The 12,492-nt window shown below is 59.1% G+C and carries 13 protein-coding genes and 1 pseudogene; 10 read left to right on the top strand and 4 right to left on the bottom strand.

All coding sequences use genetic code 11. The annotated features are described in order from the left end of the window. The first annotated feature begins 520 nt into the window (after positions 1 to 520). From C7U61_RS12255 to C7U61_RS12240, 4 genes and pseudogenes are all read left to right on the top strand, one after another. Positions 521 to 2,281 carry an ABC transporter permease subunit gene (locus tag C7U61_RS12255; RefSeq protein WP_106998345.1) on the top strand — a complete coding sequence of 587 codons (1,761 nt, stop codon included), beginning with the start codon at positions 521 to 523 and terminating at the stop codon, positions 2,279 to 2,281. 21 nt (positions 2,282 to 2,302) lie between these two features. Then, complete coding sequence (locus tag C7U61_RS12250; RefSeq protein ID WP_106998344.1) at positions 2,303 to 3,634, top strand: nitrate/sulfonate/bicarbonate ABC transporter ATP-binding protein; 1,332 nt, start codon at positions 2,303 to 2,305, stop codon at positions 3,632 to 3,634. 228 nt (positions 3,635 to 3,862) lie between these two features. Next, on the top strand, positions 3,863 to 4,927 hold the full coding sequence (locus C7U61_RS12245) for an ATP-binding protein (RefSeq protein ID WP_106998343.1): 1,065 nt from the start codon (positions 3,863 to 3,865) through the stop codon (positions 4,925 to 4,927). A gap of 3 nt (positions 4,928 to 4,930) precedes the next feature. Further along, positions 4,931 to 5,582, top strand: a pseudogene (locus C7U61_RS12240) (response regulator transcription factor). 59 nt (positions 5,583 to 5,641) lie between these two features. Here the strand turns inward: C7U61_RS12240 and C7U61_RS12235 are convergent. From C7U61_RS12235 to C7U61_RS12225, 3 genes are all read right to left on the bottom strand, one after another. Next, on the bottom strand, positions 5,642 to 6,037 hold the full coding sequence (locus tag C7U61_RS12235; RefSeq protein WP_106998342.1) for a DUF4440 domain-containing protein: 396 nt from the start codon (positions 6,035 to 6,037) through the stop codon (positions 5,642 to 5,644). A 45-nt stretch (positions 6,038 to 6,082) separates the two neighbouring features. Beyond that, on the bottom strand, positions 6,083 to 6,478 hold the full coding sequence (locus tag C7U61_RS12230; RefSeq protein ID WP_106998341.1) for a hypothetical protein: 396 nt from the start codon (positions 6,476 to 6,478) through the stop codon (positions 6,083 to 6,085). Positions 6,479 to 6,794: 316 nt separating this feature from the next. Then, complete coding sequence (locus C7U61_RS12225) at positions 6,795 to 7,583, bottom strand: LexA family transcriptional regulator (RefSeq protein ID WP_106998340.1); 789 nt, start codon at positions 7,581 to 7,583, stop codon at positions 6,795 to 6,797. Between the two features lie 361 nt (positions 7,584 to 7,944). On the opposite strand from C7U61_RS12225, the gene C7U61_RS12215 reads away from it, so the two are divergent. Genes C7U61_RS12215 through C7U61_RS12200 form a run of 4 tightly spaced genes read left to right on the top strand, consistent with a single transcriptional unit; the run spans position 7,945 to position 9,636 of the window. Continuing rightward, on the top strand, positions 7,945 to 8,187 hold the full coding sequence (locus tag C7U61_RS12215) for a hypothetical protein (protein ID WP_106998338.1): 243 nt from the start codon (positions 7,945 to 7,947) through the stop codon (positions 8,185 to 8,187). Between the two features lie 56 nt (positions 8,188 to 8,243). Then, the gene (locus tag C7U61_RS12210) at positions 8,244 to 8,528 is read left to right on the top strand and encodes a hypothetical protein (protein ID WP_106998337.1); all 285 of its coding nucleotides are present in this window, start codon (positions 8,244 to 8,246) and stop codon (positions 8,526 to 8,528) included. A gap of 51 nt (positions 8,529 to 8,579) precedes the next feature. Further along, positions 8,580 to 8,996 carry a hypothetical protein gene (locus tag C7U61_RS12205; RefSeq protein WP_106998336.1) on the top strand — a complete coding sequence of 139 codons (417 nt, stop codon included), beginning with the start codon at positions 8,580 to 8,582 and terminating at the stop codon, positions 8,994 to 8,996. Beyond that, positions 8,968 to 9,636 (top strand): DUF6362 family protein, encoded by a 669-nt coding sequence (locus C7U61_RS12200; RefSeq protein WP_245410788.1) that lies wholly within the window; start codon positions 8,968 to 8,970, stop codon positions 9,634 to 9,636. The genes C7U61_RS12205 and C7U61_RS12200 overlap by 29 nt, the downstream gene beginning before the upstream one ends. A 70-nt stretch (positions 9,637 to 9,706) precedes the next feature. On the opposite strand, the gene C7U61_RS12195 is transcribed toward C7U61_RS12200, so the two are convergent. Then, complete coding sequence (locus C7U61_RS12195) at positions 9,707 to 10,387, bottom strand: 50S ribosomal protein L11 methyltransferase (protein WP_106998335.1); 681 nt, start codon at positions 10,385 to 10,387, stop codon at positions 9,707 to 9,709. Positions 10,388 to 10,700: 313 nt separating this feature from the next. Between C7U61_RS12195 and C7U61_RS12190 the strand changes: the two genes are divergently transcribed. Together C7U61_RS12190 and terL are read left to right on the top strand one after the other, a co-directional pair. Continuing rightward, complete coding sequence (locus tag C7U61_RS12190; RefSeq protein WP_106998334.1) at positions 10,701 to 11,048, top strand: hypothetical protein; 348 nt, start codon at positions 10,701 to 10,703, stop codon at positions 11,046 to 11,048. Beyond that, on the top strand, positions 11,005 to 12,489 hold the full coding sequence (terL, locus tag C7U61_RS12185; protein WP_181315840.1) for a phage terminase large subunit: 1,485 nt from the start codon (positions 11,005 to 11,007) through the stop codon (positions 12,487 to 12,489). Before C7U61_RS12190 ends, terL begins: the two co-directional genes overlap by 44 nt. Positions 12,490 to 12,492: the final 3 nt, after the last annotated feature.

The following is a 12,492-nucleotide window of genomic DNA, read 5'->3' as shown; positions in this document are numbered from 1 at the left end:
GGAGGCTCACGAAACCGACAGATCAAGAAACAATGGACAGTTACCCAAGGCGCTGTCCGGTTGTGGCGTCATGCTGCATCCGACGGTCATCGAAAAAACCTGGACCGCTGCCGGCCTTCGCCGGGCGAGCGCCGGTCGGGCCTAGCCTGTCCGGCTCGCCCCTCGGATCTGCCGTCAGGTGGGCCGAAGAGGTGAGCCATGAACAACATCGTTCTTTTCCGCGGACGCGGGTTCGCAGCCAAGTTTTCCGCCCCGAACACTTTCCGGGTTCGACCGGCAGCCGTCCGGCTGAGCGTTCCGTATCGCCGCAGCGTCAATGCTTGATCGCTGTCTGGCACATCAATTCCCATACGGGAAAGCTTGAGTGCTTTTGGACGACAAAGGGCGAACCCTCCTTCGACGAGGATGGTAGCCGCCGTACGGCCTAAGCCGTCCCTTTTCAAAGACGTGGCCGTGGCGTCGCTATGCGGCGCCTACGTCACGCCTTGGCTAAAAATTCTGGTTTTCAAAGGGTTATTCCATGGTTTTCCTTGCTAACGATCGACGCGGGCGCAGTGCCGTTGCTGCGTTGGCGGGTGCGCGTATCCTGCCGAACGGCTATGATATTGCTGGATTCGCCTTCATCGCAGCTGCCGCCTATCTCGCACTTCATGGTATAGCCGAGATGCGTGCGCCGCTGGCTGGCTTGTCTACGGCACCGCTGTCGCTCGATCCGGCCCTTCTGCCCGAATACGCCTTGCGCACGACTTTGCGGATGATGGCGGCCATCGTCGCATCGCTCGTCTTCACCTTCCTGGTCGCAACGCTTGCCGCAAAGAGCCGCCGCGCCGAGAAGATCATCATTCCGGCACTTGATATTCTGCAATCGGTGCCGGTGCTCGGCTTTTTGACCTTCACTGTCACCTTTTTCATGGGCCTTTTTCCTGGAAGCCAGCTTGGTGCGGAATGTGCTTCTATCTTTGCGATCTTCACCAGTCAGGCATGGAATATGGCCTTCTCCTTCTATCAGTCGCTGCGGACGGTTCCGCGCGATCTCGATGAGGTCAGCCGCGGGTTTCGCCTTTCGAGCTGGCAGCGCTTCTGGCGGCTGGAGGCTCCCTTTGCCGCGCCCGGCCTCGTCTGGAATACGATGATGTCGATGTCCGGCGGCTGGTTCTTCGTGGTTGCATCCGAAGCGATCACGGTGGGGAACACCACTGTGCAGCTTCCCGGACTGGGTTCCTGGCTGGCGGTTGCCATCGACAAGCAGGATTTCGCCGCCGTAAGCTGGGCCGTACTTGCCATGGCGGTCGTCATCCTTCTTTACGATCAGCTGCTTTTCCGCCCGATCGTCGCCTGGGCGGACAAGTTCCGCTTCGAGCAGACCGCTGGGCAGCAGAAACCGCGCTCCTGGGTCTATTCGTTGATCCGCCATACGCGCCTCCTGAAATACCTGACCGCACCTTTGGCCGCTGCATGGGGCCGGCTGATACTCGTGCGGCTGCTGCCAACGTCGCAGGGCGCAGCAAAAGAGCGGGCTAGGCGCCGCGGCGTCAACTGGGCCGTCGATGTCGCCTGGTACCCCCTGATCGTCGCCGTTGGTGCCTGGAGCGTCTGGCATACCGTCTCCTATCTCGGCCAGACGCTCTCCTGGGGCGATGTCTGGATCGCTTTTGCCGGCGGGTTCGCAACACTCGTTCGCGTTGTCGTTCTCATTGCGGTCGCGAGCGTCATCTGGGTTCCGATCGGCGTCTGGATCGGACTTCGCCCGGCCGTTGCTGAGCGGGTGCAGCCTCTCGCCCAATTCCTGGCGGCGTTTCCGGCAAACGTGCTCTTTCCCGTCGCGGTGGTTGCTATCGTTGCGACGGGTGCCAGCCCGAACATCTGGCTGTCGCCACTGATGGTCCTCGGCACGCAGTGGTACATCCTGTTCAATGTGATTGCTGGTGCAAGCGCATTTCCTACCGATCTGCGGGAGGCATCGTCGGTTTACCGGCTGCGCTCGTGGACCTGGTGGCGGCGGGTGATTTTGCCGGGGATATTCCCTTACTACATCACGGGAGCGCTGACCGCGTCCGGCGGCTCCTGGAATGCCAGCATCGTCGCTGAACTGGCAAGCTGGGGCAATACGAAACTCGAAGCCTTCGGGCTTGGCTCATACATCGCGAAAGCGACGGAAGCAGGCGATTTCCCACGGGTCATTCTCGGCATCGTCGTCATGTCGCTCTTCGTCACGCTCTTCAACAGAACGCTCTGGCGGCCGCTCTACGTCTTCGCCGAACGCCGCATGCGCCTCGATTAATTCGAAATCGGAGAACCGAATATGGAAAACGCTGTCATCTCCAGGAAGACCGATATTGCAAAGAACGCGCCGCTGGTACTCGCCAGGCAGGTGTGCCAAGCCTATGACAAGGGAGCGTCCGGCTCGCTCGTCGTGCTCGAGAATGTCGATCTGCAGCTTTATCCCAATGAAATCGTTGGTTTGCTCGGCCGCTCCGGTTCCGGCAAATCCACGCTGTTGCGCGCGATTGCCGGCCTGATACGCCCAAGCAAAGGCGACATCACTTTCGAGGGGCGGCCGGTCGTCGGCCCCAACTCCGATGTCGCAGTGGTCTTCCAGAGCTTTGCCCTCTTTCCCTGGCTGACGGTACTGCAAAACGTCGAGCTTGGCCTGGAGGCGCAAGGCGTTGCATCCGCCGAGCGGCGCAAGCGCGCGCTTGCTGCCATCGATCTCATCGGCCTTGACGGTTTCGAAAGCGCCTATCCGAAGGAGCTGTCGGGCGGTATGCGCCAGCGCGTCGGCCTTGCGCGCGCGCTCGTCGTCCGGCCGAAGGTTCTGCTGATGGACGAACCCTTTTCGGCACTCGACGTGCTGACGGCAGAAACGCTTCGCACGGATCTGCTCGATCTGTGGTGCGAGGGCCGGATGCCGATCGAGTCGGTTCTTATGGTGACCCATAACATCGAGGAAGCCGTGCTGATGTGCGACCGCATCCTGATCTTCGGATCAAACCCCGGCCGTGTGATTGCGGAGATCCATGTCGATCTGCCGCAGCCGCGCAACCGTCTCGATTCGGCCTTCCGCATGCTGGTCGAAGACATCTATGCGCGGATGACGGTAAAGACCGGGGTGCCGGCGCGCGAAGGCCTTTTTCCCGGTACGGGTATTGCCATGGCTCTGCCGCGCGTATCGACCAACCTTATGTCCGGCCTCATCGAAACGGTCGCCGCCGAGCCTTATCGCGGGCAGGCCGATCTGCCGCCGTTGGCAACCCATCTGCATCTCGATATCGATGATCTCTTTCCGGTCGCCGAAACGCTGCAGCTCCTGCGTTTCGCCGATCTGGAAGGAGGCGACATCAAGTTGACGGCGCCAGGCTTGCGTTTCTCCGACAGCGATGTCGATGAACGCAAGAAGCTCTTCGAACAGCATCTGGCAACCTACGTGCCGCTGGCTGCGCATATTCGCCGAGTGCTCGACGAGCGGCCGACCCACCGGGCTCCTGCAAGGCGCTTCCGCGATGAGCTGGAGGATTACATGTCCGAGGACTATGCCGACACCACCATCAAGGCCGTCACGAACTGGGCCCGCTACGCGGAATATTTCGCGTATGACGAAAACGCCGATCTGTTCACCTTGGAGAACCCGAGTTGAAACCATCAGCCGAAGTGAGTGTGAAAGGGCTGCCGCCGGCTGAGGCGACGACCAACCCCTGGCATTTTAGGATTTGAGAGGCCAAGGCAAGACTTAGCACATCAGATTCGGCGGATTGCGAGCTTTAGCGGCACCGGAGAAAGCTGCTGTTGTCTTGATGCTTCTGCTCAGGCAGTTTGCAGCTTCTGCACACAATGCTGCGGAAACGGTGATGCAGGGATGCAAGGGATGAGGCGCGAATTTCTGAAGTATCTTTTCGAGATGCCCTTTCTTTGGCTCGGCATTGTGTCCCTCGCCGGCCTCATATTCATCGGCGATACCGTCACGGATCTGGAGATCGCCTTTGCCGTTCTTTACGTCTCCGTGATTCTGCTCGCGGTCTATTCGGGTCGAACCGGAGCTATCGCGATGGTCGGGATTGCCTGCGCCGCTCTGACCATCATCAGCTATTTTTTGACGAGCCATGGCGCTTCGCAGGCTGGCCTGATCAACAGTACTCTTAGCCTGGTGGCGATCGGAGCAACCACTTATCTGGCCATCAGGATAGAAATGCTTGATGCCACGGCAAGGCAGGCACAATCGGAGCTTGCGCGCATGTCGCGTCTTATGACCGTCGGCGAGCTGGGCACGTCCATAGCGCATGAGGTCAGCCAACCGATCACTGCGATCGCCGCGAATGGCAATGCCGCGCTTCGATGGCTTTCGGCAACGCCGGCCAACCACGACGAAGCCCGCCGTGCTATCGAGCGAATTGTTGCTGATGCAGGGCGGGCGGGCGATGTCATCGGCCGCGTCCGGGGACTTGTAGCGCGCTCATCGCCGTCTCACGATACAGTCGATCTGGTCCAGATGATCAATGATGTATTGGAACTCGTCCGCAGCGAGATCCGAAGGGGCCAGATCCTGTTCCGCACCGAATTGGCGAGCGATCTGCCGTTGGTCGCCGGCGACCGCGTCCAGCTTCAGCAGGTGATCCTCAATCTCGTTATCAACGCGATCGAAGCTCTGGCGGAGCTGGACGCGGAAACGCGCGAGTTGCTCGTCAGCGCTGCCGCGGACGAACGGAAGGTGACCGTCAGCGTGCGCGACACGGGTGTCGGCATGCCGGCCGAAATGCCGGACAGGATATTCGAAGCCTTCTACACGACCAAGCCGAAAGGCATGGGAATGGGGCTGGCCATCAGCCGGTCCATTATCGAGGCGCATGGCGGGACCATCTATGCCGCGCCGAATTTTCCACGCGGAGCCGTCTTCGGTTTCACCTTGCCGCTCGGCGGAAAGGCAAAGGGGTAGGGAATGCAGGGACAGCAGCCGACCGTTTACGTCATCGACGACGATCCATCCGTGCGCGATGGACTGGATAGCCTGTTGCGCTCCGTCGGTTACGATGCGCGTGTCTTTGCATCGCCGCGGAATTTCCTGACGTCTCCCCCGTCTGAGGGGCCGGCCTGCATCGTGCTTGATGTCAGGATGCCGGATGCGAGCGGTCTTGATTTTCAGGATGAGCTTGCGCGGACGGGTTATGCGATCCCGATCATTTTCCTCACCGGGCACGGCGATGTGCCGATGTCCGTCAGAGCGATGAAAGCGGGAGCGGTGGAGTTTCTCTTAAAGCCGTTCCGCGAGCAGGATCTTCTCGATGCGATCAGGCAGGCACTCGAAATCGATCGCATCCGGCTGCGCAAGCAGGCGGCGGAAGTGGACCTTCATGAGCGCTTTTCGACCCTCACGCCACGCGAACGCGAGGTGATGGCGCTCGTTGCGAGAGGGTCTCCTCAACAAGCAGATCGCTGCCGAGATCGGTCTCAGCGAAATCACCGTCAAGGTCCACCGCGGTCAGGCCATGCGCAAGATGCGGGCCGACTCCGTCGCCGACCTCATCCGGATGGCGGATAACCTCGGTCTCACGGACGATAAAACCAACGATACGGCGCCTGGGCTCCGCTGATCTTACCCGCTCGTCCCAGCTTTCATGGCTTACGAGGGCAGTGTCGCCACCTGGTGGAGTCAATCCTGCGGAGCCGTGGGCGTTCCCTGATGAAAGATCATCTGCCATCGCCCGTCGATACGCTGCCAGATCGAACTCCGTAAAGTATGCCGCTCCGGGCCGCTCTCTTCGGCCTCTCTGACGCTTCGGTAGGTGACGAGAACAGCATCCGCCGAGATCCGCCGAAAAGCATAATTGCGGGAACTGATTAATGGGGAGGGTTTCTCCACCTTTTCTGCCGCCAGGCGAGCGATTAGGTCATCCCTATCGTCATAAACCGTTCCGGAACTGCCGAATTCAACGAAATCTTCCGCCAGCAGTTCTGCAACGATCTCTGGCGATTGCCGGACTTCGGCGAGATGCAGTTTCTGTTCCAGCAGACGGATTTCTTCAAACTCGTGCTCGGTGACGTCCATAGTTTCGGCGAGCTCCGTTGGATTTCGATGTTTGCATGTCGAACCTCAATACGATGTTGCGAATGTCTCCAGCTTTCTCTCCCGACCGAGCTTGCGGTTTTGATCAGGGTCGAGCTCCTTGGATTGCTCCAATGCAGACACGAAAAGCTCGGCGGCGTGACGGCCCGCCTGCGTTCTGTCGTCCTCAATGACGGCTGCTATCCGCCGGAACAATTCCGATTCGAAACCGCCTGCATTGTTCGAGGCATTCGGCCGCGCCAGCCTTGCGCCGCCATCCAGCCTGATTTCAGATACATAGAACTCGTCCTCATAATCGGCTCCCGCGGAGGTCAGCTCGGCGCGCCCGTACAATAGCAACCCGGTTTCCCAGCGATCGCATAGGCGGATGCTGAGTTCATCGAACGAATATTCGCAGGAGAATTCCGGAGCGTACACCATCATTCTCCCGTCTTGGCGATCGGCAATGTTCCGGCACTACCGGCTTCTCTCACGGCATCTGCCCGTGCGGTCATGAAAGCATTCGGCTGTCTCGGCATGAATGACGCTCTCCTTCGATGGCCTTGCGGCCTTTCCAATCGTTGCACTTGGCCTGTCCGGTTTCGCTAACTTCGGGCGAGATCCTGCTCTTGCCCGGGCTCATTCCATTCAGGGCCAACGGCTCTTCTCGGCGAAGTTGCCACTCAACACGATTTATGTCAACATAATTCATGTCGATCGCGTGGCTAAAATAGAAGAATGTCTATGGCCTAGATTGGTTTTATTTGCGTGCGATATGACCGCAGATTCGCCCGATGATCGTCAAGCGGTCCAATTCGACGGTAAAAGTTTCCAGTGCCGGATTGTCGGAGATGATCTTGACTTCGCTTGGTCTGCTAAAGGGAACCCGCTGCAGGCGCTTGATCTGCGGCTCCGTATAACCGTCGCTGATCGCATAGACGGTATCGGTGGTCATTTGGTTCTGTGAGAGATCGACGATGACGCGATCGCCCGGCATATAAGTCGGCTGCATGGAATCGCCCACGACTTCCATGATGATCGTGTGGTTTGGGGAGGCCTTGGCCTCGTTTCGCAGATAGCCGGTAGGGATTAGCCATTCTGCAACGATCTTATGCCCGGCAACATTGCCCGAACCGACGGGGAGATTGATGACTTCCCCGACGATGCCGCTACCGGCGCCAAGTTTGACGTCGACCTCCGGTGTCGCGCCTTGGATCTGCGGCTTCCAATGCTCGCGGCTGTAGCTGAGCTCGTCTCCGCTCTCGGCAAATCCATCGTGATCCTGCTCGTCGGGATCGAAGGACATGACAATGTTCGGCGCCGGGCGTTCGGTTTTGCGCACGCCTTCGCCGGTCAGAAGGTAAGCCGCGGTCGTGCCGAATTTCTTGGCATAGCGATTGGCGACTTCGGCACTGAATTCGTTCTGACCGTTTTCGTGTGCGCGATAGGTGGACAGGCTTACGCCTAGGGCTTCTGCCGCTTTCGTGGCCGATGGATAATTTGCGGCTTCGCGCGCCGCTCTCAGTCGTTCGCCCATGGATTTCTGCATCTTTTGACCCTCGCAAAATTTTCGACATAAATCATGTTGACATTGCCATTATTATCAACATAATTTGTGTTTATCAAGATGCTGACGGCGCAAAACGCTGTTTGGCAGTTGAGCGGCCTGACACGGTACGCGGCAGACAGTGTTTTGGAGGTGAAGTCATGATCACAGGCAGCGGAAACAGGAGAGTAACGTCTCGGGCTGGGTATTTCGATCGCTTCTGGGGGTGTCCTGGATGCTTCCGAATTCTATCCATCGCGGAGGTCATCGAGCTGCATTGCGAGAATTGTGATGCAGCCATCGAGCCTGCGGAAATGACGGAGGCCAAGTCTTTTTCGGAAGCGGCTGATCAGGAGATGCTGCCATGATCGAGATGCTTCAAGGCCTTCTCGCCTGCATCGGCGCGGCATTGTTTTTCGTTGCTATGGTGATCGCGATAAAGTCGGTCATTTGGAAATCGCCAATGCCATCCCTAGAGGATGAAGATTCCGGTGCTCCTGAGGGAGACCAAATTCACTTCCACATTGCTGAAGATCCCAAGCTTGAGCCCAAAGAGCCGGCATGGCGGCGAAGCTGTGCAGAGGGTAGGCGGGCACCCGAACGTTAAAATTCAATCGGAAACTATAGAGATAGACCCGGCCAAGCGAGCCGGGGGAGGTTGCTATGAACGAATTTCAAATTGGAACGGAAGCCGTTGCAGGTGGCCATCTCGGCTGGATTCGCAAGGTTCACCGAGCGACAAATGAGATCCTCCGGGATAAGCGCGGTGAACCGATCGTCTTCGCGACGCAGGATGCTGCCAAAGCTGCCGCCGGCGAGGCGATGGTCGCTTATCTCAACACGCCCATGCTGCGCGATGGGGCGAGGGTGGAGGCGATTTCGAAGGCGGAAGCCTTTTTCAAGCCGAAATCGGCCAGTTCTACCGCCGCCGTGGCAAGCGCTGTTTGAGCGCCCATGGAAAGAGGCAACAAATTTCCCGGCAAAAGGAGTTGAACTGTCATGACCAAAGGCAGGCTAGATCTTCTTCTCGATGGGCTCGGCATCAAGCTGGTTCCCGTCCATCGGCGCCGTGCGGCTGCGGAGAGCCACGCGCGCGGTACGATGCAGGAAATCCGGGGCCGTTACGGGGACGGCCATCTGGTTTTTGTTCTGCGATGCATCCGGCAAACCGGGAGTAATCGCGATGAACTTTGGTCGGACACGATCGGTGCGGTATCCGACGTCCTGGCGCAGCGTCAGGATTGGGCACTGCAGCGCCCGGGCGATCTTCTGGGCGCCTTCGACGATATTGCGCTTGCCACATTGCGCACGGATGCGGTGGCGCGACGGCCGTGGCCCGTTCGGGCGACATTGCGAACACTGATTTATCAGGAACTGGAGAAACGACTTGATACACCGGTCCGCCTCGCAGTTTGATGACCTTTCCCGCCGCGCGGCCGAGATTGCCGACCTGAGCCTGGTCATCCGCGCGCGTTTCGTCGAAGCTGCCGATACGATGGTTCATCTCGATGTGCGCGGCATTCGGCCCGACCAGATGCGGACGCTTTGGCCGGAGGTTTTGCCCGAGTCGACGGACCATGCCGATATCCGTATTCGCTATCGCCCGAGTGCCGCGGCGATCAGCCGGGCAGAGGAGGTTTTGCAGGAATGGCTTCGGGTTCACGTCAAGGACGTGGAGCGGCGCATTCTGCTTTCGCGATGGTCCATTTGCCTCGCAGCACCCCATATCGCCGGTTCGTTTCGGGACTTCTGCGCGGGGACGGGGCGCGTACGGCGCACGGCCGAACGGCGTATCCACAGCGAGTTCCAGAAACTTGCCGATGTACTTCTCGCTGCCTCATCGATGCTGCAGGAGCCGGATTGGTCGCGCATAGCGCCGATGATGCCGAATGCGCCAGGCGGGCTCGACCGAATACGGCCTAAGGCGCCCAAACATGAAACCCATTGGCTGCCGGAAGACGCGCGGCCCGTCTTCGATGCGGCAAATCCTGATCTTGCCGAGTTGGCCAAACGCCTGGAGCGCGGGAACCGCCGGCGCGCCAAGATGAAAGCCTGAGCCGTCGCAATGATGCGGTCCGAGCCCGTAATCATTGTGATGCGTCGATCTCTCCGATCGGTGACTTTATTCACCCAAGTGCAAAGACCCCAGCTGGGCGAGTCTTTGTGGTGACCTCGCCAAAATCTGGGACCGAGTATTCTGCCAGGAGCCGAAGACGCGACGCCGGCAGATGAGCCCGCCATGGATCGCCGATCAGAATCATGATTTCCCGAGCGAGGCAGCGGTCCAGAAATGCGATGACGCTTTCCGCAAGCGCTTCTTCATAGAAAAGATCTGCGACGCATACGACGTCCACATCAGGCGCCTGGCTTTTCGTCAAATCGGCGAGTACCGCATCGATCATCACCTCATTGAGTGCGGCATTAAGCTCGATAGATACAATTGCATAGGGATCGACGTCGGCGGCATATACTTTCGCTGCGCCCGCCTTTGCGGCTGCGATGCCGACAATTCCCGAGCCGGCGCCCATATCCAATACGCAGCGACCAGCCACAATTTCGGGTTTATCGAGAAGATAACGAGCCAGAACCAGACCTCCTCCCCAGTAATGCGCCCAATAAGGTGAGCCGAATTGCGGATCTTGTTCCGCAAGACGCCGCAGCTCGCTTTTGGGGCCTGCTTTATGCAGCCGAATATCGGGGATGCCGGGAACGGGCAGGACCGGGAGCTTGGCGGCGATGAACCGCCGAACCCGATCCTCGCTCACGGGGCGGCCATCCGGATGGTCATCTGGCGTGGATCTGTTCAAGAGATTCCCTCGACTGAATTTGATCGCACATCTCGGATATTTCGAAGCCAACGGGTGAAGTTGAAAGTTATATCGTTCAATTCGTCGGACCTTGAGGTGTAAGGTTGTTCTGCAATTTCAAATGGTTATTTTTAGTCTCCGTCAAAGCCCTCATTCCTTGCGCGCCGGGCGCGCTTCAAGGGTGTCGCCAATTGCGCCGAAATGGGGTATCTATTTTGGCATGATGAGAACAGTTGCAGCGACGCACTGTCGACCGCAAGCGTTGTTTTTGAACTGCTTGTTTTCTTTCAAAATTCCATCGGAAATCTGACGCATGACCAATGCCGAGAAGCCGGCAGCGCTGCGCAAACCGCGTGCGCGCCGCCGCAAGGTTGTTTCCACCGAAGATACGCCGCTTGATTATATGCTGAAAGTGATGCGCGACGACGAGGCGGACCAGAAGCGGCGCGATGAAATGGCGAAGATCGCCGCGTCCTATGTTCATCAGAAACCGAGCGAGCGCTCCGGCACCGGAACCAAGGGAGGCCGCGGCATCACTATTGACCTGAGCAATGCCACGGATGAGCAGCTTGCGATACTCGAATCTCTCTTCGGCCCGCTTGCCGGATCCGGCGGCGATGATGGCGGCGATCCAAGAGGAGAAGGCGAGGCGGAGAGCTGAGCGCGAGCAGATGGAGGTTGCCACCCGGCTTGCCATGGATGCCGAGCGGATTCGGGCCGACTGCCAATCGCTGACGGGCTTCGTTCGGGAGGCCTGGCATGTCGTTGAGCCTTCGGTCGATTATGTCCACGGCTGGCACATCGATGCCATCTGTCAGCATCTTGAGGCCGTGACATCGGGTGAGATTACGCGTCTTCTGATCAACGTCCCGCCAGGCACGATGAAGTCGCTTCTCTGCGGCGTCTTCTGGCCGGCTTGGGAATGGGGAGCGAAAGGCAAGCCGCAAATGCGCTATCTCGGGGCCTCTTATTCGGAACATTATGCCAAGCGCGATAATAGGCGCATGCGCGACCTTGTTGCCTCCGAATGGTATCAGGCACTCTGGGGCGATCGGGTCAAGCTGACGAGAACGGGCGAGATGGCCTTCGCCAATAGCTGCATGGGCTCGCGGCAAGGTGTGCCGTTCTCGAGGCTGACCGGTGGACGCGGCGATCGTGTCATCATCGACGATCCGCATTCCGTCGATGGGGCGGAATCGGAGGCCGAGCGCCTGTCCACGGTCCGCACTTTTCGTGAATCTGTCCCGACGCGGCTCAACGACCCTCAGCGCTCGGCGATCGTCGTCGTGATGCAGCGACTGCATGAGGCGGATGTCTCCGGTACGATCCTCGCGCTTGGGCTCGGTTACGAGCACCTGATGCTGCCGATGGAATTCGAGCCGGAGCGCCGTTGTCGGACCTCGATCGGATTTGTCGATCCGAGAACGGGGGAAGGCGAGCTGCTTTTTCCGCAGCGTTTTCCTCGGGCGGTGGTCGAGCGGGATAAGATCCCACTCGGCTCCTATGCGGTGGCCGGCCAATTTCAGCAGCGGCCTGCACCTCGCTCGGGCGGTTTGTTTCAGCGCGGTGATTTCGAGATCGTCGAAGTGCTGCCTGCAGGTGCAAAGCGTTGCCGCGCCTGGGATTTCGCGGCTTCGAAAGCGCGTCCCGGTCGTAAGCCAGACTGGACCGTTGGTCTGCGCATGGCTTTGGTCGGTGGTATTTTCTATGTCGAAACCGTCGCGCGCGGGCGCTGGTCGCCCGCTGAGGTGGAGCGCAATCTCAAGAATACGGCGTCGCAGGATGGACCGACGGTGACGATCCGCATGCCGCAGGATCCCGGTGCGGCCGGTAAGGCTGATGCGGAAACCAAGATCAAGCTGCTCGCCGGCTTTCCCGTAAAAGCCATATCACCAACCGGCGACAAGGCGACGCGCGCTAAACCCGCCTCGGCGCAGGCTGAAGCGGGAAACGTCAAGCTTTTGCGTGGAGACTGGAACGAGGCCTTTCTCGATGAGATCTGTGCCTTTCCCAATGGGCAGTTCGACGATCAAGTCGATGCCTTCGCCGATGCTTTGAACGAACTCGCGCTGAGTTCGTCCTTCAGCTTTAGCAACTTCTAGGCT

Source organism: Rhizobium sp. JAB6, assembly GCF_003024605.1.
In the GTDB taxonomy this organism is placed as follows: domain Bacteria; phylum Pseudomonadota; class Alphaproteobacteria; order Rhizobiales; family Rhizobiaceae; genus Rhizobium.
The sequence above is the reverse complement of the archived record's forward strand: the minus strand, read 5'-3'. Positions and strand labels throughout refer to the sequence as shown.

Excerpts from the sequence above, each read along its gene's own strand:
- C7U61_RS12255 (WP_106998345.1), top strand. The coding sequence starts at position 521 with ATGGTTTTCCTTGCTAACGATCGACGCGGGCGCAGTGCCGTTGCTGCG.
- C7U61_RS12250 (WP_106998344.1), top strand. The coding sequence starts at position 2,303 with ATGGAAAACGCTGTCATCTCCAGGAAGACCGATATTGCAAAGAACGCG.
- C7U61_RS12245 (WP_106998343.1), top strand. The coding sequence starts at position 3,863 with ATGAGGCGCGAATTTCTGAAGTATCTTTTCGAGATGCCCTTTCTTTGG.
- C7U61_RS12235 (WP_106998342.1), bottom strand. The coding sequence starts at position 6,037 with ATGGACGTCACCGAGCACGAGTTTGAAGAAATCCGTCTGCTGGAACAG.
- C7U61_RS12230 (WP_106998341.1), bottom strand. The coding sequence starts at position 6,478 with ATGATGGTGTACGCTCCGGAATTCTCCTGCGAATATTCGTTCGATGAA.
- C7U61_RS12225 (WP_106998340.1), bottom strand. The coding sequence starts at position 7,583 with ATGCAGAAATCCATGGGCGAACGACTGAGAGCGGCGCGCGAAGCCGCA.
- C7U61_RS12215 (WP_106998338.1), top strand. The coding sequence starts at position 7,945 with ATGATCGAGATGCTTCAAGGCCTTCTCGCCTGCATCGGCGCGGCATTG.
- C7U61_RS12210 (WP_106998337.1), top strand. The coding sequence starts at position 8,244 with ATGAACGAATTTCAAATTGGAACGGAAGCCGTTGCAGGTGGCCATCTC.
- C7U61_RS12205 (WP_106998336.1), top strand. The coding sequence starts at position 8,580 with ATGACCAAAGGCAGGCTAGATCTTCTTCTCGATGGGCTCGGCATCAAG.
- C7U61_RS12190 (WP_106998334.1), top strand. The coding sequence starts at position 10,701 with ATGACCAATGCCGAGAAGCCGGCAGCGCTGCGCAAACCGCGTGCGCGC.
- terL (WP_181315840.1), top strand. The coding sequence starts at position 11,005 with ATGATGGCGGCGATCCAAGAGGAGAAGGCGAGGCGGAGAGCTGAGCGC.